We start from the raw sequence: 19,910 nt of genomic DNA, 5'->3' as shown, positions 1-19,910 counted from the left end.
GCTTCGCTGTTCAGCGCGCGGTGATCAGATCGCTCACCCGTCGGGCGAAGGCATCGGCCTCGAAGGGCTTGGTGATGACCTGCATGCCGGGCTCCAGATGGCCATGGTTGAGCACGGCATTCTCGGCATAGCCGGTGATGAAGAGAACGTTGAGGTCCGGGCGCTGGGTGCGAATGGCGTCCGCCAGCTGCCGCCCGTTCATGCCGTTCGGCAGGCCCACATCGGTGATCAGCAGCTCGACGTCCGGGCGGCTGGTGAGGATCTTCAGCGCCGTTGGGCCGTCCTCCGCCTCCAGCACGGCATGGCCGAGTTCCTCCAAAATCTCGACGGCGACCATGCGGACCAGCGGCTCGTCGTCGACGACGAGGATCGTGTTGCGGTCGGTCGCAGACACGGACGGGGTCGATTCGGCCGGCGCCTCGTCGCTTTCGTCGTCGCCGACGTGGCGGGGCAGGTAGATGCAGATCATCGTGCCCTTGCCGAGTTCGGAATAGATGCGGACGGCACCACCTGATTGTCCGGCAAAGCCGTAGACCATCGACAGGCCCAGCCCAGTTCCCTGGCCGATCGGTTTCGTCGTGAAGAAGGGATCGAACGCGCGGGCGATGACGTCCGGCGACATGCCCGTGCCGGTATCGCTGACACAGAGCGACACGTATTGACCGGGCGCGAGACCGCGCTCCTTGGCAGCGCGCTCGTCGAGCCAGCGATTTCCGCTCTCGATCGTCAGTTTGCCGCCGTCGGGCATCGCGTCGCGGGCATTGATGCAGAGGTTCAGGAGCGCGTTTTCCAACTGTCCGACATCCACGAACGTCTTCCAGAGCCCACCGGCCGCCACCGCCTCGATGGCGATCGCCGGGCCGACGCTGCGGCTGATAAGATCCTGCATGTCCGCAACGATGCGGTTGATGTCGGACGTCTTGGGATCGAGCGTCTGCCGCCGCGAGAAGGCGAGGAGGCGCTGCGTCAGACCCGCGGCGCGCTTCACCGCCGACTGTGCGCCGGTGACGTAGCGGTCGATATCGCCGACCCGGCCCTGGGCGAGGCGCGTCCGCATCAGGTCGAGGCTGCCGCCGATGCCGGCGAGAATATTGTTGAAATCATGCGCCAGACCGCCGGTCAGCTGGCCAACGGCCTCCATCTTCTGGGCCTGGCGGAGCGCCTCCTCGGCCTGCAGAAGAGCGGCCGTCCGCTGCTCGACGCGCTGTTCCAGCGTTTCCGTCAGGGCGCGGAGGGCCGTGATGGCACGGTCGCGTTCGGCCTCCACGGCACGCCGGCCCTCGATATCGATGAGAACGCCGGGGAATGTGAGAGGCGTACCGTCCGGCGCGAGATCGACCCGCCCGTTCGCCTCCAGCCAGTAGTATTTCCCGTCCGTGCGCCGCGTCCGGTACTGATGCGCGTAGGACCCTCCGCGCGACAGAGCTTCAGCGATAGCCGCGGCAAGGCCCGCCTGATCGTCGGGATGCACGGTTTCCACCACCTGCGCGAGGCTGAGGCCCGACCGCCCGAGCGAGGGATCGAAGCCGAAAGCGGTCGCGAAACCTTCATCCACCGTGAACCGGTCCGTCGGCAGGTGCCACGACCAGGTTCCGATGATTGCGCCGGCGGCGAGCGCCAGCTGGACGCGCTGGATGTTCTCGCGCGAGATCGCCTCGCTTTCGCGAAGGGCCTGCTCCGCCTGCTTGCGCGCGGTCACATCGCGGAAGAGTACGGAGACCTGACGAAGGCTCTCCGGCTCGACGCGCGAGGCGGACACCTCGATATGGCGGCCGATGGCCGCGAATTCCTGCTCGAACCGGACCGTCTGCCCGGTGCGAAGCACGCCGCCATAGAGCTTCAGCCACACATCCGCATTCGCAGGCTCGATCTCCCGCAGGCGCTTTCCGACGATATCGGCGATGCCGGTCTGGCGCTCGTAGCCGGAATTGGCTTCGACATGAAGATAGTCACTCATCGGTCCGTTCGGACCGTCGATGAATTCGATGATGCAGAAGCCGTCGTCGATGGCCTCGAACAGCGCCCGCCGCCGCGCCGCACTCTGCAGCACATCGTCTCCGACGGTCTGCGATCTGAGGAGCGCCAGCTCCTTCTCAAGCTCTTCGCGCGTCAGGGACGTCGTTTCTCTGTTCAACATCATGCCCTTCCCTGGCGTTCGTCGTTCCTCGTCCAGACACGAACCCGTGCGGTGCTGACAAGGCACAAGACAGATAGGCAAGGTGTCTCCGAATGCCACTGCCCGCGGGCCGTTGAAGGGGGCGATTTCGTCATCGCGAGACAAATTTTACATTTGTCATAAAGGTCGAAAGACGAGAATCCTACCGTGAAAGTTTCATTTGAGTTTGTAGAAATTCGAGAATTTTCTCTTCGGGAACAAACCGATGAAGGCTCAGTTTGACAGGCCACCAACCTTGGAGATGTGTTGATGACCTTACGAAGCCTAACCCTTTCGACTGCCGTGGCCCTCTTGGTTCCGTTCAGCCTTGCGACCGCTTCTTTGGCGCAGGACATGGCGAAACCCACCACGGAGATGCAAGCCGTTCTCGACAAGCTGGCAGCGCTGGACGCAAAGCCTTTCTCGACCCTTTCGGTTCCCGAAGCTCGCTCACAGGCAACGCCTGCGGACGCGGCCCGTGCTATCCAGTGGGACAAGCGCCTCTCGACCAACCCCGAAGCCCAGGTCACCACGCGTGACATCGCTATCCCGTCAAAGGCCGGCGGACTTGCTGCGCGCGTCTACATTCCCGGCGGCAAGGGCCCGTTTCCCGTCGTCGTCTACTATCACGGCGGCGGCTGGGTCGTGGCTGACATCAACGTCTATGATGGCGCACCACGCGCCCTGGCGCTCGGAGCGAACGCCATCGTCGTATCCGTCGAGTATCGGCATGCACCCGAGCACAAGTTTCCCGCAGCCCACGAGGATGCCTGGACGGCCTATCAGTGGATCGTCGAGAACATCCATGAGCTGAACGGCAATGCAGATAAGATCGCGGTCGCAGGCGAGAGCGCCGGTGGCAATCTTGCAGCCAATGTCGCGCTGATGGCCAAGTCCATGAAGACGAAGCAGCCCGTGCACCAGCTTCTCGTCTATCCCGTGGCCGGCAACGATATGAACACGCCGTCCTATACGGAGAATGCCAACGCCAAGCCGCTCGGCAAGGCCGATATGGAGTGGTTCGTGAAGAACGCGTTCGCCTCCATGGATGAAACCTCGGACAAGCGCCTCAATCTGGTCGGACGGACGGATCTTGCCGGCGTTGCGCCTGCAACCCTCATCATGGCGCAGATCGATCCTCTCCGCTCGGAGGGCGAAGCCTATGCCGCGAAGCTGAAAGATGCGGGCGTGAAGGTCGAAACGAAAACCTACCCCGGGGTAACACATGAGTTCTTCGGCATGGCGAAGGTCGTTCCCGAAGCGAAGCAGGCGATGGACATGGCAATCGCCGACCTCACCGCCGCCTTTTCCAAGTAAGGAAGAATGATGATGAAAAAGACATTTACCGCCGCCTCGCTGGCACTCGCGCTCCTCGCGACACCGCTCTCGCCGGCCTTCGCGGCCATGCCCGCCAGTGCGGACACCGCGGCCGCGGCTTTCAATGTGGACAAGGCCTCCTTCGTCGAACAGGTGACGAGCTCAAACCAGTTCGAAATCGAGTCCAGCAAACTGGCCGAGGAGAAAGCCCGCGATGCCGATGTAAAGGAATTTGCCCGGCAGATGATCGCGGATCACACGAAAGCAGGCGAGGGGCTGAAGACGGCAGCCAAGCTCGATGACGCCGCACCGGCTCTATCGCCGAAGCATGCCGCGATGATCGAAACGCTGAAGGGTGCATCGGAACAGGACTTCCAGCCGCTCTACATCGAGATGCAGACGGTTGCCCATATGGAAGCCGTGACCCTCTTTGCGACCTATGCCAAGGGTGGCGATGACGCGGCGGTGAAGGCCTTTGCGGCGGAAACGCTGCCGAAGCTCGAAATGCACAAGGCGCACGTGATGAAGCTCGTCGCTGCGCATTGATCTCAAAGATCTCTCCAGCCCGGCTTCGCGCCGGGCTGGGGACACTATGCCTTGGTGGCCTGCTCGAACGCGTTTCGCGCCTCATGCACCTCCGCGAGGTTCGCTTCGGCCCAGATCCACACACCACAAAAGGCAGCACCCAGGCTTTTGCCGAGGTCGGTCAGCCGATACTCCACCTTGGGCGGCACGACGGCGTGAACGGTGCGCTTGATGAGCCCGTCGCGCTCCATCTGGCGAAGCGTCTGCGTCAGCATCTTCTGGCTGATGGTGCCGATGTTGCGGCTGAGCTGCGTGAACCGAAGCTCGCCCTTCTCCTCCAGGGTTTCCAGGATCAGCATCGTCCATTTGTCCGCCACGCGCCCGATCAGCTCGTGCACCAGCGCTTCGACCCGCGGATCGACGACGTCCGGAATCATGCGCTCCGTTTTCTCAAGCGGTGCTTCCGCGGAGCGGGTGTGCAGGCGTTGCATCCGATACTCTCCTTTTGGTGCGTATAAATCTTTCGGGTGCCTTCTGTTCTCTGGAGAGTAACAGCGTTAGCTCTGGTGGACAATCAGCGCAAACTCCATCCATCCTCGTGAGGCAGATCATGAAAACCAGCGGAAACACCATTCTCATCACCGGCGGCGCATCCGGCATCGGGCGCGAACTGGCGGAGCGCTTTCATGCGCAGGGCAACACGGTCATCATCGCCGGCCGGCGGCAGGATCGATTGGACGCGGTCGCCGCAGGCCATGAGGGCATCGTGGGCTATGCGCTCGACATTGCCAGCCCGGAGAGCATTGCGGCCTTCGCCGCCGATGTCATCCGCAACCATCCGGACCTGAACGTCCTCATCAACAATGCCGGCGTCATGATGTTCGAGGACCTCGACCGGTCGCGGGATCTGACGGATGCGGAATCGACCATCGCGACCAATCTCCTCGGGCCGATCCGATTGACCAACGCGCTGATCGACCACCTGACGACCCGGCCGGATGCCGCCATCGTCAACGTGTCCTCGGGCCTCGCCTTCGTGCCGCTCGTTTCGACGCCAACCTATTCGGCGACGAAAGCGGCCATCCACTCCTACACGGTCAGCCTGCGGGATGTGCTGAAGGGCAAGGTCGAGGTCATCGAACTGGCACCGCCGGCCGTGCAGACGGAGCTGACGCCGGGCCAATCCACACGCTCGGGCTACATGCCGCTGAACGACTTCATGGACGAGGTCATGGCGCTCTTCTCGCAGCAGCCGACACCGGCGGAGATCCTCGTCAAGGCCGTCGGCTTCCTGCGCTTCGCCGAGCAGGAGACGCGGTTCGACGAAACGCTGACCACACTCAACGACTTCGCGCGCAAGGCGCGGGAGAGCGGGCACTGAGTTCTTTATCCCAAGACCATCGCAGCGCAGGACGCAGGAACCAACCATCCCCGGGATAATTGTGATGCCGGAACGATCCGCTCCGGACCGTCCGAGCATCCAGCGTTTTGGCCCTGAAAAAGGGCAGGGGAGTGTGTGTTGCGCGTCACGGATTATACAGAAACGTCCATTCCCGTTTCTCCCGATATCGCCTCCATCCTGCCCAGACCGCCATCGGGTCTGATTGCCGCCAAGCTGATGGAAACGGTGCTGTGCACGCAGCGGTCGCTTGCCTATATCGCCCGCAGCGAGACGGCGGCGGCTGGCGTCGCGGAGGCCGTTCGGATGCTCGATCCGGAAGCGGATGTCGTCCTGCTCGCGCCTTGGGACTGTCTGCCCTATGATCGCATTTCGCCGTCCCGCCAATGCATGGGACGGCGGATGGATGCCTTGCGGGTCTGGTGTCAAACCACGCGCCCGGCGCTGTTCATTACGTCGCTGGATGCCGCCCTGCAGAGGATCCCGCCGCTCGATATCATTAAGCGCAGCTTCTTCGAGCTGACGTCGGGCACACGCTTCGATGAGGCCGCGTTCCGCGCCTTCATCGCCATGACCGGTTACATCGAGGACGGGCTGGTGGACGAGCCCGGCGAGGTCGCGTTCCGCGCCGACGTGATCGACATCTTTCCGGCCGGGCAGATGCTGCCCATGCGGATCCAGCTGGACGCCGACCACGGCATTGCCGCGTTGCGGACCTATGACCCGCTGACGCAGCGCACCGTCATCACCCGCGACAGCATGGTGTTCGGCCCGGCGAGCGAAGCGATCCCCTCCGACGAGGTGACCGGCATCGACGGCACATCCTCCTTCGACGTGACCGAGCGGGGGCTCTTCCAGCTCTATGGCGATATGCAGACCGTCTTCGACATGCTGGACGGCGTACCGGTCATTCTCGCGCCCGGCATCGATGCGCGGCTCGAAACCTATCTTGATATCATCCGCGACGCGCAGCAAGCCGAACAGGATCTGCGCGGACATCGCCGCTCGGCCGATACCTCTCTCTATCTCGATGGCAGGGAATGGGCCGACCGCGTGCAGGGCCAGCCCTCGGCAGATCTTGCGATGTCGGCGCGCGATGTGCTGCCGGACTTTCTCGGTGCGGCGAACCCCCGCCGGACATTTCTGGCTTTCCTCAAGGAGAAGCAGACGTCTGAAACCATCGTCCTTGCGGGACACGGCAAGCTGTTCGATGGCCTCTGCCGTCGGGTCGAACGCGCGCTGAATGTGGAGATCGTCCCGGTCACGCGGTGGCGCGAGGTGGCTGACGCCGAAACGGGCAGCGTGCTGAAACTCGACACAACGCTGGAGCAGGGTTTTCTCGACACGTCCGCACAGCGGATCGTGATCGCCGCGGCCGACGTGCTCGGCCGTTCCGTCTCTTCCGCTGTGATGGCAGGGCTGGAAGAGCCCGACCTGACGCTCGGCGATGTCGTCGTTCACGAGGATCACGGCATCGGCATTCTCGAGAGCCTGGAAACGGTCGAGATCGATGGCGAACGACGGGATGCGGCGCGGCTTGCCTATCGGGACGGCGCCTCGCTTCTTGTGCCGATGGACGAGTTCGGCAAGCTGTGGCGTTATGGCTCGACACCGGAAGCCGTCGCGCTCGATCGGCTGCACACGGATGCCTGGGCGAGAAAGCGCGCGGTGGTGGCACGCGATGTGCGAACGGCGGCCAAGCAGCTGAAAGCGCTCGCCCGCGAACATCAGGCGAAAGCCGGTGCCGTTCTCGTGCCCCCGCGTGCGGCCTATGGCAAGGTCTGCGCCCGCTTCCCCTACAGCCTGACCGCCGATCAGACGGCGGCCGTCGATGCTGTCCTTGCCGATCTCGCCTCGGGATCGGTCATGAAACGGCTGATCTGCGGCGATGTCGGCTTCGGCAAGACGGAGATCGCGTTGAGGGCCGCGGCAGCCGCTGCCCTCTCGGGCCGCCAGGTGGTCCTGGTTGCGCCGACGACCGTGCTCGCCCGCCAGCACTTCGGCGCTTTCGAGCGGCGTTTCGCCGGAACGGGTGTGACCGTCGCCATGCTCTCGCGCGTCATGACGCCGAAACAGGCGAAAGCCGTGAAGGCCGGCCTTGCCAAAGGTGCGATCGACATCGTCGTCGCCACCCATGCCGTCCTCGCCAAGGATGTGGCCTTTGCGGATCTGGGACTGCTGATCGTCGATGAAGAGCACCGCTTCGGCATGCGCGACAAGCAGGCGTTGAAGTCGCTGGCCCCCTTGCTTCATACGCTGACGATGTCGGCAACACCGATCCCCCGCACCCTGCAGGCCGCGCTCGTCGGGCTTCAGGATGTCAGCCTGCTGACGACTCCTCCCATGCGCCGGCGCCCCGTCAGGACCAGTCTCAGCCCGGCCGATCGCGCGACGATGCGCGTCGCCTTGATGCGGGAGCACCGCCGCGGCGGCCAGAGCTTCGTCGTGGCGCCCCGGATCGAGGATCTCCACGGCATCGAGGCCATGCTCCGCGATATCGTGCCCAAGCTTGGCATCCGCGTCGCCCATGGCAAGCTGCCGGCCGTCGAAATGGACGGGATCATGGTCGGCTTCGCGGACGGCGAGGGCGATGTGCTGCTGTCGACCAACATCATCGAGAGCGGACTCGACGTTCCCCAGGCGAACACGATCTTCATCTGGAACGCCGACCGGTTCGGTCTCGCCCAGTTGCATCAGCTGCGCGGCCGGGTGGGCCGTGGAAAGATCCAGGGAACGGCCTATCTCCTGACGGAGCCGGACCGGGAGATGGCGGAGGACACCCGGCGGCGTCTCGAGACGCTGATCGAAAACGACCGGCTGGGCTCCGGCCTTGCCATCAGCCTCGGCGACCTCGACGAACGCGGCGGCGGCGATATCGCAGGCGACGATCAATGCGGCCACATGCGCGCCATCGGCGTCAGTCTCTACCAGATGCTTCTGGAGCGGGCTCTCGGCGGCAACACAGCGAAGGCGCATCTCGACGTCGTGCTCACGCTCGGCCTTTCCGGCTCCATCCCGGAGACCTCCGTGCCTGACGCGACCGTGCGTCTCAACCTCCACGCGAAGCTCGCCCGCGCCGGCTCCATCGCGGCGATCGAGGATTTTGCCGAAGAATACGAGGATCGCTTCGGAGAGGTGCCCAACGAGGTTTCCCTTCTGCTGCGGCTTGCAAGGCTGAAGCGGATGGCCGCGCGGATCGGGGCTGCAAGGATCGATGCCGGCCCCCGCGCCATCGCGATCACCCTGAAAAAGGCGCCATCCGCGAAGCTCGTCGCCGCGCTGTCCCGACACCAGACGCCAACACTGCGCGACGATCGCCTCATCTACGAATGCCCGACAACCACCGCCCTCGAAAGGCTCAAGGCCTGCGAGACCTTGCTGAGGCTGAATTTGGTGAGAAGAAGCAGCAAGCCGGGAGCCCGAAAGCATGCGCGACAGTCCGAACCCTCAGGCGCTGATCTCGGATCTTCCGAATGACGTCGAGGCGATGCAATTCTTTCTGCGGCATGGTGATCAGACAGGACATCACAACTCCGCTCGCTGCTGGTCTCGACCAAGCTGAAGGTCGTCATCCTCGCTCCCGACGTTGACATTGACCAGACGATTGAAAGGCGAGGTGCAGCAACTCTGGAGCCCCAATTGTCGCATGAATAAATCGCTGCGTGCGTTCCGTTTGCATCTTTCTTGCGAGTGACAACCCATTGGTATCATTCGGAAGTTTCACTTCATCCTTGAACCCACCCGGCTACACGGCTTAATCACATAATCAACGTTATGGAACATAAATGCCAGCCTGAAACACCCGCTGCGCGAAATCTCGTCGCCCCCGTTTACCGTTCACCGCGCCGGTATGGCTGCATCAGCGCCTGGGGCACGCGGGCGCGGCGGGCCATGATGGCGAGGGCGGCGATGGAGAGGATGTAGGGGATCATCAGGAAGAGCTGATACGGGACCGTGCCGCCCAGAGTGGTCTGGAGGCGGAGCTGGAAGCCGTCGAAAAAGGCGAAGAGGAGCGCGCCGAGCAGCGCGCGGCCCGGGCGCCAGGAGGAGAAGACGACGAGCGCGATGCAGATCCAGCCGCGCCCCTGCACCATCGTCGGAAAAAAGCTGTTGAAGGCCGAGAGCGTCAGGAAGGCGCCGGCCATGCCCATCAGGGCGCTGCCGGCCATGACGGCGCCGTAACGCACCGTCATCGGGTTGATGCCTTGCGCTTCGGCGGCATGCGGGTTTTCCCCGGTCATGCGGATGGCGAGGCCGAGCGGGGTGCGAAACAGGCCGTAGGCCATGGTCAGCGCGATCAGGATCGCGAGATAGGTCGGCGGCGTCTGGACGAACAGCGCCGGGCCGACGAAGGGCAGATCGCTCAGACCCGGGATGGCGATCGACTGGAACGGCTCGATGGTCGGCGGCGTGCCGGCGACCGGCACCAGCAGGCGGAAGAGGAAATAGCTGAGGCTGGAGGCAAACAGGGTGACACCGAGACCGGACACATGCTGCGACAGGCCGAGCGTGACGGTGAGCAGCGCATGCAGAGCGCCGAAGACCGCACCGGCAATGGCCGCGACGAGCAGGCCCGTCCACAGGTCGGCGCCGTTGTAGACCGAGAGCCAGCCGATCATGGCGCCGAACGTCATGATGCCCTCGATCCCCAGATTGAGGACACCTGCCCTCTCGCAGAGAAGCGCGCCGAGCGTCCCGAGGATCAGCGGCGTGGCGATGCGCAGCACGGCGGCCCAGAGCCCGGCGGACGCGAGAATGTCGAGCACCGCGGTCATCGGCGGATCCTGTACTGGGTGAAGAACAAGGCGACCAGCATGGTCAGCAGCGACAGCGACACGGTGAGATCCGCGATATAGCTCGGAATGCCCATGCTGCGGCTCATGCCGTCGGCACCGACGAACATCGTCGCGGTGAACAGGGCAGCGAGCACCACGCCGAGCGGATGCAGGTTGGCCAGCATGGCGACGACGATGCCGGAATAGCCGTAGCCCGGCGAGAGGTCGGTCGTGACATAGCCCTTGACACCCATGACCTCCACGGCGCCTGCGAGGCCTGCAAGGCCGCCTGAAATACAGGCCACGGCCACGAGCGTGCGACCGAGCGGCACGCCGGCGAAGACAGCGGCCTGCGGGTTTAGGCCGGCGGCGCGCGACTGGAGGCCGAACACCGTGCGCGATTGCACGACATGCAGGAGAACGGCGAGGACGAGCGCGATGCCGAGGCCGAGATGGAGGCGGGAGCGCGACAGCAGTTTCGGCAGCATCGCGCCATCCTCCACCGATTGGGATTGCGGCCAGCCGAAGGCGGCGGGGTCCTTCAGCACCGTGTCGATCAGCATGGAGACGAAGAGGACGGCGACGAAGTTGAGCAGGAGTGTCGTCACCACTTCGTCGACCGAGAAGCGCAAGCGCAGCCAGAGCGGCACCAGCAGGAGAACCATGCCCGCAATCGCGCCGAGCGCGAGCAGCGCGGGGATCTGGACGACCGGCGGAAGACCGCCGAGGAGATGCGAACTTGCTGCGGCCACGGTGATGGCCCCGAGATAGAGCTGGCCTTCGGCGCCGATATTCCACAGCCGCGCCCGGAAGGCGACGGCCGCGGCAAGGCCGGTGAGCATCAGCGGCGTGGCGCGTGTCAGCGTTTCCGTGGCCGAAAGGCGCGAGCCGAACGCGCCCTTCAGAATGCGCCAGTAGGCCTCGAGGACGGGCGCGCCGGCAATGGCGATCAGCACGCCGGAGATGGCGAGCGCCGCGAGGATCGCAAGCATCGGCGTGGCGATGACCAGAGCGAGAGGCCGGTGTTCTCGCCGCTCAAACCGCATGGGTCACCTCCGCCTGCCATTCGCCGGCCATCATCAGGCCGAGCCTCTGCCGGTCGGCCTCCTCGTTTTGGATCGGCGGCGACAGCCGGCCACCGACAATGGCCTGGATCCGGTCGGCCAGCGCCATCACCTCGTCCAGATCCTCCGAGATCAGCAGCACGGCCGTGCCGGCCTTGCGCGCCTGGAGGATGCGTTCGTGCACGGCGGCGACCGCGCCTTCGTCGAGACCGCGCGCTGGCTGGGCGGCGAGCAGGATGCGCGGGCGTTTGATGAGGTTGCGACCGAGGATGAGCTTCTGCATGTTGCCGCCGGAGAGCAGCCGCGTGCGGGTGGCGGGCGCTCCCCCGCGCACGTCGAATTGCGCGATGATATCGCCGGCAAACCGCATGCCGCCCACGCGGTCCACGAGGCCGTATCGCGCGTAGTCGCCAAGCCGCTCGAGAATGGCGTTTTCCCAGATCGCCATTTCGCCGATCGCGCCCTCTGCGTTGCGATCCTCCGGGATGCGCCCGATGCCGGCGGCCACGACATCGGCGACGGTGAGACGATCGACGGGCTTGCCGAACAGGAGGAGGTCTCCCGCGGTGCGGGATACGGTTCCCGACAAAAGCCGGGCGAGGACGCCCTGCCCGTTTCCGGAAACGCCGACGATGCCGAGAACCTCGCCGGCCCGCAGGCGGAAATCCACCGCCTTCAGCGTATCGACGCCGTGCTGGCGTACCGTCACGGCGGCAGCCTCCAGAACCGTTTCGCCGGGTACCGCCGCCTCCCGCACGGGCCGCGCCACGCTGCGCCCGACCATGAGTTCGGCAAGCTCCGCCTTGCTGGTTTCCAAGGCCTTGCGGTCCGCGACGTGGCGGCCGCCGCGCAGCACGACGATGCGGTCGGCGGTCGCCATCACCTCGTCCAGCTTGTGCGATATGAAGATGAGCGAAAGACCCTGCCGCGCCATGACCTTCAGCGTCGAGAACAGCGTCTCGGCCTCGGCCTGTGTCAGCACCGCCGTCGGTTCGTCCAGCACGAGAATGCGGGCATCGTTGTAGAGGGCTTTGAGGATTTCCACGCGCTGCTGCTCGCCCACCGAGAGATCCCCCAGCCGGGCGTCGGGATCGACGCCAAGCCCGAAGCGTCGCGCGATGTCGGCAAGCTTCGCACGGGCCTCTGCCCGGCGGGAGCGGGGCGACCAGAGGCTTTCCGTTCCCGTCATCACGTTTTCAAGAACCGTGAGGTTCGGGGCGAGCGAGAAATGCTGGTGCACCATGCCGATGCCGGCCCGGATGGCGGCACGCGGCTTGCCCGGCGGCAAAGCCGTTCCGTCGACCAGTACCCTGCCGCTGTCGGGCACGTAATGGCCGAAGAGAATGCTCATCAGCGTCGTCTTGCCGGCGCCGTTCTCGCCGAGAAGGGCGACGATCTCCCCTTTTGCAAGCGAAAGCGAGATGCCGTCATTGGCGAGATTGGTGCCGAAACGCTTGCTGACGTCGACGATCTCGAGCACGGGCACGGCCATCGTCATGACGTCAGCCCTGCGACGGGGAACCGATGCACATACCGTTCCTCCCGCTCCAGACGCCGCGCCAGTTGCAGAAGCAGCGCCTCGCCGCCCATCGGCGCCATGATCTGAACCGGCAATGGCAGGCTGGCGGCATCGCTGCCGAACGGAAGCGTGAGGGCCGGACATCCCGAAGCATTGGCCAGCGAGACCATCGGCGCGAAAGCCGCCATGCGTCCGAAGTGCAGGTCGAGATCCGTGTGATCGCTCGGGAAGGAGCCGATGGGCAAGGGCGGGCCCGAGAGGATCGGGCAGAGCAGAACGTCGATGCCGTCGAAGAGACGCCAGAGATCGCGGCTGACGAGAACCATGGCGTTGAGATTCTTCCACAGATCGACGGCCGGGAGCGACAGGCCCCGCGCAATGACGGCCTGCGTCAGCGTCTCCGCGCGCGCGGCATCGAGGCCGAAGGTGGTGACGGCCGTGGCGAGGTTCGCGCAGACGATATCGACGAAGGCGCGGCGGCTGGCGGCGCAGGCCTCCTCGATCGCCGCGAAGGGCACGGAGACCAGCCGGTGCCCGTCCGCCGCGAGCGCCCGTCCCGCAGCCTCGACGGTCGCCATCCGGTCTGCGTCGGTCGGGTATTGCGTGCCGGTGTCGGTGAGAATGCCGATGCGAAGGGAGCCTGTGGCCTCGCAAGCCTGTGTCGCAGGCGGAAACGGGCCGCGCGCATGTCCGCTGAGTGCGGCAAAGATCCTCGACGTGTCGCGGACCGAGCGGCAGACCGCAAGCTCCGAGGCGATGCCGCCGAGATGATTGCCGAAGTTCGGGCCGGCCGGCATCGCGCCGCGGCTGGGCTTGAGGCCGACGAGGCCGCAACAGGCGGCCGGCACGCGGATCGACCCGCCCGCATCCGTCGCATGGGCGATAGCGACGATACCGGCGGCGACGGCGGCCGCGGCCCCGCCCGACGAACCGCCGGCCGTCCGCCCGGGATCGAGCGGGTTGTGGCAGACCGGGCCGATGGCCGGTTCGCTTGCCAGCGCGAGCCCGAATTCGGGGCTCGTGGTCAGCCCGAAAAGGCAGAGGCCGGCGGCACGGAAGCGTGCGGCAAGATCGGAATCCGGGCTGTCGATTTCCGCACCGGCACGGGCAAGCAAGCGGGAGCCGGCCGCGACCGGAAAGCCCGCAAAGGGCCCGCCCAAGTCCTTGGCAAGCGTCGGCACACCGGCGAACGGCATGGCGGCACGTTCCGGCGCGCCGGGAGGAAGGTCATCGATGGCGGCGGCGGCGGCAAGGCCCCTCGCCTCGTCCCGATAGGCAATGGCGCCGAGGCCCGCGAAGGTCTCGGCAGCAGCGAAGGACGCCTGCATGGCCTGCGTGCTGGTGAGGCGGCCGCTGGCGATCGCCTCGGCCAGCGCGGTCGCATCGGCCGTCACGCGCAGGCTACTTCGGCTCGTCCGCAACCCGCGGAACGTCGAACGTGCCGGCCTTGATCTCGGCGCGCTTGGCTTCCATCGCGGCTTCGGCATCCGCCGGTGCGATGCCCTTCACGAACACGATATCGCTGCCGCCTTCCTTCATCAGGCCATAGGCGGTGTAGTCGCGACCGGTCGGCTTGCCGCTCGCGACATCGGCCAGGGCGGCGTTCAGGATCGGGCGGAAGTTCCAGAGGGCGTTCGCAAACACCGTATCGGGGTAGCGCGGCGTGTAATCGACCAGCGACCCCACGGACCGGATGCCGCGCTCCTTGGCGGCATCCGCCGTGCCGATGCGCTCGCCGAACAGTATGTCCGCGCCGGCATCGATCTGCGCGAGACCGGCTTCGCGCGCCTTCGGCGGATCGAAGAACGTGCCGATAAAGGTGACGAGATGCTTGGCATCGGGGTTGACGGCCTTAACGCCCGCGGCAAATGCGTTGATCAGCATGTTGACCTCCGGGATCGGCATGGCACCGACCGAGCCGACGACGTTAGACTTGGTCATCTTGCCGGCAAGCATGCCCGCGAGATAGGCGCCATCGAAGTTCCAAGTGCCGAAGACGCCGAAGTTGTCGCCGGCTTCCTTGCCGCTGGAGCCCATGACGAAAGCCGTGTCGGGATAGTCGGCGGCAACCTCGCGCGCCTGCTTCTCGACCGGGAAGGTTTCGCCGATGATCAGCTTTGCCCCCTGCTCCGCATATTCGCGCATGGCGCGGGGATAGTCCGTGCCGGAGACGCCTTCCGAGAAGACATATTCGATGGTGCCGTCCTTGGCGGCGTCCTGAAGCGCCTTGTGAAGCACGGAGTTCCACGCATTTTCGACCGGAGACCCGTGGATGCCGGCGACTTTGACCGGCGTTGCGGCGCGTAGGGAGGGCGCAAAGGCGCTCGCGCCGAGGGCCATTCCCGATGCCAGAATGGCACGGCGCGACATCATGAATTTCTTCGTCATTTGCGTTCCCCCTTTTTACCGATTGGTTCAATTTCTATGAGGGGCCTAAAAATGTGTCAAGCGGCTTACGGGGTTATAAAATGAGCAAGGCTTGTCTACCCACAGATGCGTTCCTGTAAAAGCGTTCCGTATCGACACGCTCCCGCAACAAACTCGAGCGCTGGCGGATCGACGCGCCAGCGTCTCGGGATCGGTGCGGGAGAGATGCCGGCCGCTTATGCCGTCTGCGGGAGCGTGTGAGCGTCCCGATTCCCGAAGACGTCCTTTGCTGCAGAGAGGCCGTTGAGTGCTGCGGGGAAGCCGGCATAGACCGCCATCTGCATCATGATCTCGGTGATCTCGTCCCGCGTTATCCCGACATTCAGCCCGGCCTCGATATGGACCTTCAGCTGTGGCGCCGCCGTGCCCATGGCCGTCAAAGCCGCAATGGTCGCAATCTCCCGAGCCCGCAGATCGAGGCCCGGCCGGCTATAGATGTCGCCGAAGGGAAATTCTATGAGATAGGTCGCGAAATCCGGGGCGATATCCGCCAGAGCGGCTACGACGTTTTCCCCCGCCTGGCCGTCGATCTCAGCGAGGGCGCGCCGCCCTCTTTCCAGCCGGGTTTCGCTCGCGCGTCGGTGTTCCTGCATCATTGTGGTCTGTCCCTTGTGCTGATCCGGCATATCCGGAGATTTTCGTGTCAAGGACGAGAAGATTGGCCTGGAGATCGGCGATGTGTTGCCCGACGCGATCCCGATGCCGCTCCAGAAGGGTCCGCCGCTCCGGTTCGGTCGAAGGACCGCGGCTGCGGAGGTCCGCGTAAAGCAGCATCTCCCGGATCGGCATGCCCGTCGCCTTCAGGCGGCGCAGGAAGGCGATCCAGGTGAGGATGCCGGCATCGTAATCGCGCTGGCTCGATCCGTCGCGATCGGCATAGGGCAGCAGGCCGATACGCTCATAGTAGCGGATGGTATGCGCCGATAGCCCGGACCGTCTTGCAAGCTCACCGATCTTCATGGGCCCCCTTCTCTTCCAATGACGCTCCCGAGGCTACGGGTTCGAGTGCACTCTCAGTCAAGGATAAAATGTTGTGGCGTGTTGCCGCCGACGCGCTGGTCTCGGATCCCGTTCCGGGGACGGTCTGGCGTCGCATGTCAGCCAGAAAAGTCTTTCGCAGGGTCTTTTCAAAAGCATCCGTTTCCATACGCGTTCTATTAAGTGCATGCAGCTAGAATGGCGTCCAAGGGAGAACTGCCGTCATGAACGCATGGGTGAAACGCCGCATCCTCAGGCTGTGCGCAACCGATGCGTTTGCCACGCGTAGCGACGTCCTGTCCTTTGCCAGCCGCATCACGCTTGCGGTCGTTCTGGTCGCCGATATCCTGAACGTGGCCGCGCATCTCACGCTCGATGCTTTCGGCCTGCTCCCTTATGCCGTTGTGCCGGCGGCGACCGTCGGCGTCATCATCACGACCTTTCTTGCCAGCTCGCTGACCTTCAGCATCCTCTATATCGTCGGGCTGTCGATCCACGAACTGTCGATCTCGCGGGCGACGTTCCAGCATCTGAGCCAGACCGACCAGCTGTCCGGCCTGCTCAACCGGCGCGCCTTTCTCGAAGCCCATGCGCTCCATCGCGGCGATGCCTCTCTGGTCGTCTTCGACATCGACCGGTTCAAGGCACTGAACGACAGTTTCGGCCATGATGCCGGCGACCATGCCATCGTCTCCGTCGCCGCCGTCCTCACGGCCATGTTTCCCGCGCCCCATGTCGTCGCGCGGATCGGCGGGGAGGAATTCGCCGCTCTCGTGGTGGGCCTGCAGGCGCCGGAGCGTTTGGCGCTCGCGCAAGAGGCTCTGTCGATGGTGGGGCGCAGCCCCATCCAGCTGGGAGACCAGGTCACATCGGTGACGGTGTCCGCCGGCGTTGCGGAGTTCTCCACCTATTCCGGCTTCGGCCCCCTTTTCGCGGCGGCAGACAAGGCCCTCTACCTCGCAAAGGCGTCCGGCCGAAACTGCGTGCTACACGACGCCGATATCTCCGCGCAGATCAAGAAGAACGCCCTGAACGGCAATGCGATCCAGCCTTTGCTGCCGATCGCGAGGATCGGATAGAGCCACCCTGCGTACGGACAGGGTGGACGCTCCGAGCCCCATCCTGGATCGGCATCACATCGTCGCCCCGATCTGCCACGGAACGAACTCGTTCGCCCCATAGCCGAGCTCTTCGGACTTCGAGCGCTCGCCGGAGGCGACGCGCAGGACGGTCTGAAAGATCTCCCGGCCCTTTTCCTCGATGCTCACGCCTTCGAGGACGTCGCCGCAATTGATGTCCATGTCCTCTTCCATGCGACGGTAGAGATCGGAATTGGTGGCGAGCTTGATCGATGGCGTCGGCTTGCAGCCATAGGCCGAGCCGCGCCCCGTGGTAAACGCGATCACATTGGCACCACCGGCCACCTGGCCCGTTGCGGCAACCGGATCGTAGCCGGGCGTGTCCATGTAGACGAAGCCCTTGCGGTCGATGCGCTCGGCATAGGCATAGACACCGCGCAGGGTCGAGGTGCCGCCCTTGGCGACGGCGCCGAGCGACTTTTCGAGGATCGTCGTCAACCCGCCGGCCTTGTTGCCGGGCGACGGATTGTTGTTCAGCTCGCCGCCGGCACGCGCGGCATAGTCGGTCCACCAGTCGATCAGGTCGACGATCTTCTGCCCGACCGCCGCGCTCTCGGCCCGCCGGGTCAGCAGGTGCTCGGCCCCGAAAATCTCGGGCGTTTCCGACAGGACGGCCGTGCCGCCCTGCCGGACCAGCTGGTCCACGGCTGCGCCGAGCGCGGGGTTCGCGGTGAGGCCGGAATATCCGTCGGAGCCGCCACACTGCAGGGCCAGCGTGATTTCGGAGGCGGCAACGGTCTCACGGCGCGCCTTCGCGGCCAGCGGCAAAAGATCGCGGATGCGCTCGACGCCGGCCTCGATCGAGCGGCGCGTCCCCCCGGCTTCCTGGATCGTCAGGCTCTGGAAATGATCGCCCTCGACGATGCCATATTGCTGTTTGAGGCGCGGGATCTGGAAGACCTCGCAGCCGAGGCCGACCAGAACCACGGCGGCAAGGTTGGGATGCGTGGCGTAGCCCCACTGGGTGCGCGCCAGAATGTCGTAGCCCTCGCCCTTCGAGGCCATGCCGCAGCCCGTGCCGTGGGTGAAGGGGATAACGCCGTCGACATCGGGATAATCGTTCAGGATACCGGACCGCTCCACCGCCTCGGCAATGAAACCGGCGACAGTCGCGGAACAGTTCACCGAAGACAGGATGCCGATATAGTTGCGCGTGCCGACACGCCCGTCCGGACGGCGGAATCCCTGAAATGTCTCCGGCACCTCGCCGGCGAGGAGACCACCATCGGGGCGCGCCTCCGAGGCGAAGGCATAGTCGCGGGAGAAGTCGTGGATCGCGACATTGTGCTCGTGCACCCAGTCACCCGGCGCGATCGGAACGGCGGCAAAGCCGATGATCTGGCCGAACTTGCGGATCGGCTCGCCTTCGGCGATCCGCGCCAGCGCGATCTTATGCCCCTTACCCACCGCGCTGCGCGCCACCACGCCGTTCTGCAGACTGTCGCCGGTCGAAACGCGGTCGATGGCGATGACCACGTTGTCGGCATCGTTGAGGCGCAGGATGCGGGGCGTCGCCATGGTCAGATCTCCAGAATGGCTTTGATGGTGCCGGCGTCCGGGCGCAGCCACTGCGGAAATAGCTCCGGTCCGTCGGCGAGCGCACCGCGATGCGTGATGAGCGCATCGACGGGCACCCGGCCGGCCGCCATCTGGCGCACGACCTCGGCGAAATCGTCAGCCTGTGCGTTGCGGCTGCCAAACAGCGTCGCCTCCCGCTTGTGGAACTCCGGGTCGGAGAAGGTGATGTCGGTGCGCACCACGCTGACGAGCACATAGCGCCCGGCATGGGCGAGGAAGCCGAAGCCGCGCTGCATGGCCGCGGCATTGCCCGTCGCGTCGATGACGACGTCGAAGAAGTCGCCGCCGGTCATCCGCGAAGCCTCGGCTTCCGCCGACGCATCCGCCATGATCATCGCATCGGCGCCGAGCCTGTCGAGCGTGAAGCCCAAACGATCCTCGCGGACATCCATGACGGTCACATGCGCGCCGCGCGCCTTGGCGAAGATGATCGCCGACATGCCGATGGGGCCGGAGCCGACGACGAGGACGCGATCCTCGGCCGAAACGCTGCCGCGCTTCACGCCATGTGCGCCGATGGCCAAAAATTCGATGGTGGCTGCGGCATCGAGCGAGGCGCCGCCAGCCGACACGACGTTGCCTTCCGGCACGCAGAGATATTCCGCCATGCCGCCATCGCGGTGCACGCCGAGCACGGCGATGCTCTGGCACGCATTCGAGACACCCTTCCGGCAGGCGTGGCAGGTGCCGCAGGACAGGTAAGGCACGATATAGACCGCCTCCCCTGCCTTCAGGGCGCTGCCCTGCGGCGCGCTTTCCACCGTGCCCGAGAGCTCGTGACCCATGACCCGGGGATATTCGAGAAAGGGGTGCTTGCCCTGGAAAATGTGGTAATCCGTCCCGCAGATACCGACGCGGCGGATGCGGACCAGAACCTCGCCCGGCGCCGGCACGGGAACGGGGCGGTCGATGACCGAAAGACGGCCGGGCTCGTTGCAGATCAGGGCTCTCATAGCATCACCTTCGCAGATCGTTCGCAGTCTCGTCAGGGTGCGGAAGCCGGGATGACCGGCTTCCGCGCTTGCGCCATCGGC

General features: G+C 65.1%; 16 protein-coding genes. 5 read left to right on the top strand and 11 right to left on the bottom strand.

Annotated features, from left to right (window positions below; all coding sequences use genetic code 11):
* Positions 1-10: 10 nt before the first annotated feature.
* Positions 11-2,137 (bottom strand): response regulator, encoded by a 2,127-nt coding sequence (locus LRX75_RS01740; RefSeq protein WP_231811964.1) that lies wholly within the window; start codon positions 2,135-2,137, stop codon positions 11-13.
* 372 nt (positions 2,138-2,509) lie between these two features.
* Between LRX75_RS01740 and LRX75_RS01735 the strand changes: the two genes are divergently transcribed.
* Positions 2,510-3,472 carry an alpha/beta hydrolase gene (locus LRX75_RS01735; RefSeq protein ID WP_231811474.1) on the top strand — a complete coding sequence of 321 codons (963 nt, stop codon included), beginning with the start codon at positions 2,510-2,512 and terminating at the stop codon, positions 3,470-3,472.
* 12 nt (positions 3,473-3,484) lie between these two features.
* Positions 3,485-4,018: a DUF4142 domain-containing protein gene (locus tag LRX75_RS01730; protein ID WP_231811473.1), complete on the top strand. Its 534-nt coding sequence runs from the start codon at positions 3,485-3,487 to the stop codon at positions 4,016-4,018.
* 44 nt (positions 4,019-4,062) lie between these two features.
* Here LRX75_RS01730 and LRX75_RS01725 read toward each other — a convergent pair whose 3' ends face one another.
* A complete protein-coding gene (locus LRX75_RS01725; RefSeq protein WP_420851127.1) occupies positions 4,063-4,488 on the bottom strand; it encodes a winged helix-turn-helix transcriptional regulator in 426 nt (141 codons plus the stop codon).
* 119 nt (positions 4,489-4,607) lie between these two features.
* On the opposite strand from LRX75_RS01725, the gene LRX75_RS01720 reads away from it, so the two are divergent.
* Positions 4,608-5,378: an SDR family oxidoreductase gene (locus LRX75_RS01720; RefSeq protein ID WP_231811472.1), complete on the top strand. Its 771-nt coding sequence runs from the start codon at positions 4,608-4,610 to the stop codon at positions 5,376-5,378.
* Between the two features lie 135 nt (positions 5,379-5,513).
* Entirely contained in the window at positions 5,514-8,873 is a 3,360-nt protein-coding gene (locus LRX75_RS01715) for a DEAD/DEAH box helicase (RefSeq protein WP_420851126.1), read from the top strand.
* A gap of 353 nt (positions 8,874-9,226) precedes the next feature.
* On the opposite strand, the gene LRX75_RS01710 is transcribed toward LRX75_RS01715, so the two are convergent.
* From LRX75_RS01710 to LRX75_RS01680, 7 genes are all read right to left on the bottom strand, one after another.
* Positions 9,227-10,171 carry an ABC transporter permease gene (locus tag LRX75_RS01710; protein WP_231811471.1) on the bottom strand — a complete coding sequence of 315 codons (945 nt, stop codon included), beginning with the start codon at positions 10,169-10,171 and terminating at the stop codon, positions 9,227-9,229.
* On the bottom strand, positions 10,168-11,217 hold the full coding sequence (locus tag LRX75_RS01705) for an ABC transporter permease (protein ID WP_231811470.1): 1,050 nt from the start codon (positions 11,215-11,217) through the stop codon (positions 10,168-10,170). The genes LRX75_RS01710 and LRX75_RS01705 overlap by 4 nt, the downstream gene beginning before the upstream one ends.
* Positions 11,207-12,727: an ABC transporter ATP-binding protein gene (locus LRX75_RS01700; protein WP_231811958.1), complete on the bottom strand. Its 1,521-nt coding sequence runs from the start codon at positions 12,725-12,727 to the stop codon at positions 11,207-11,209. Before LRX75_RS01700 ends, LRX75_RS01705 begins: the two co-directional genes overlap by 11 nt.
* Positions 12,728-12,729: 2 nt before the next feature.
* The gene (locus LRX75_RS01695) at positions 12,730-14,148 is read right to left on the bottom strand and encodes an amidase (protein WP_231811469.1); all 1,419 of its coding nucleotides are present in this window, start codon (positions 14,146-14,148) and stop codon (positions 12,730-12,732) included.
* A 7-nt stretch (positions 14,149-14,155) separates the two neighbouring features.
* Positions 14,156-15,142 (bottom strand): BMP family protein, encoded by a 987-nt coding sequence (locus LRX75_RS01690; protein ID WP_231811468.1) that lies wholly within the window; start codon positions 15,140-15,142, stop codon positions 14,156-14,158.
* Between the two features lie 215 nt (positions 15,143-15,357).
* The gene (locus LRX75_RS01685; protein ID WP_420851140.1) at positions 15,358-15,774 is read right to left on the bottom strand and encodes a carboxymuconolactone decarboxylase family protein; all 417 of its coding nucleotides are present in this window, start codon (positions 15,772-15,774) and stop codon (positions 15,358-15,360) included.
* A complete protein-coding gene (locus LRX75_RS01680) occupies positions 15,713-16,141 on the bottom strand; it encodes a MerR family transcriptional regulator (RefSeq protein WP_231811466.1) in 429 nt (142 codons plus the stop codon). Before LRX75_RS01680 ends, LRX75_RS01685 begins: the two co-directional genes overlap by 62 nt.
* A gap of 242 nt (positions 16,142-16,383) precedes the next feature.
* On the opposite strand from LRX75_RS01680, the gene LRX75_RS01675 reads away from it, so the two are divergent.
* Positions 16,384-17,238, top strand: a complete 855-nt coding sequence (locus LRX75_RS01675) for a GGDEF domain-containing protein (RefSeq protein WP_231811465.1) — start codon at positions 16,384-16,386, stop codon at positions 17,236-17,238.
* Positions 17,239-17,292: 54 nt separating this feature from the next.
* Here the strand turns inward: LRX75_RS01675 and LRX75_RS01670 are convergent, their stop codons facing one another.
* On the bottom strand, positions 17,293-18,816 hold the full coding sequence (locus LRX75_RS01670; protein ID WP_231811464.1) for a UxaA family hydrolase: 1,524 nt from the start codon (positions 18,814-18,816) through the stop codon (positions 17,293-17,295).
* Between the two features lie 2 nt (positions 18,817-18,818).
* The gene (locus LRX75_RS01665) at positions 18,819-19,829 is read right to left on the bottom strand and encodes a zinc-binding alcohol dehydrogenase family protein (protein ID WP_231811463.1); all 1,011 of its coding nucleotides are present in this window, start codon (positions 19,827-19,829) and stop codon (positions 18,819-18,821) included.
* Between the last annotated feature and the right edge of the window lie 81 nt (positions 19,830-19,910).

The sequence above is a fragment of the Rhizobium quercicola genome, from assembly GCF_021168455.1.
Classification (GTDB): Bacteria; Pseudomonadota; Alphaproteobacteria; order Rhizobiales; family Rhizobiaceae; genus Ferranicluibacter; species Ferranicluibacter quercicola.
The sequence above is the reverse complement of the archived record's forward strand: the minus strand, read 5'-3'. Positions and strand labels throughout refer to the sequence as shown.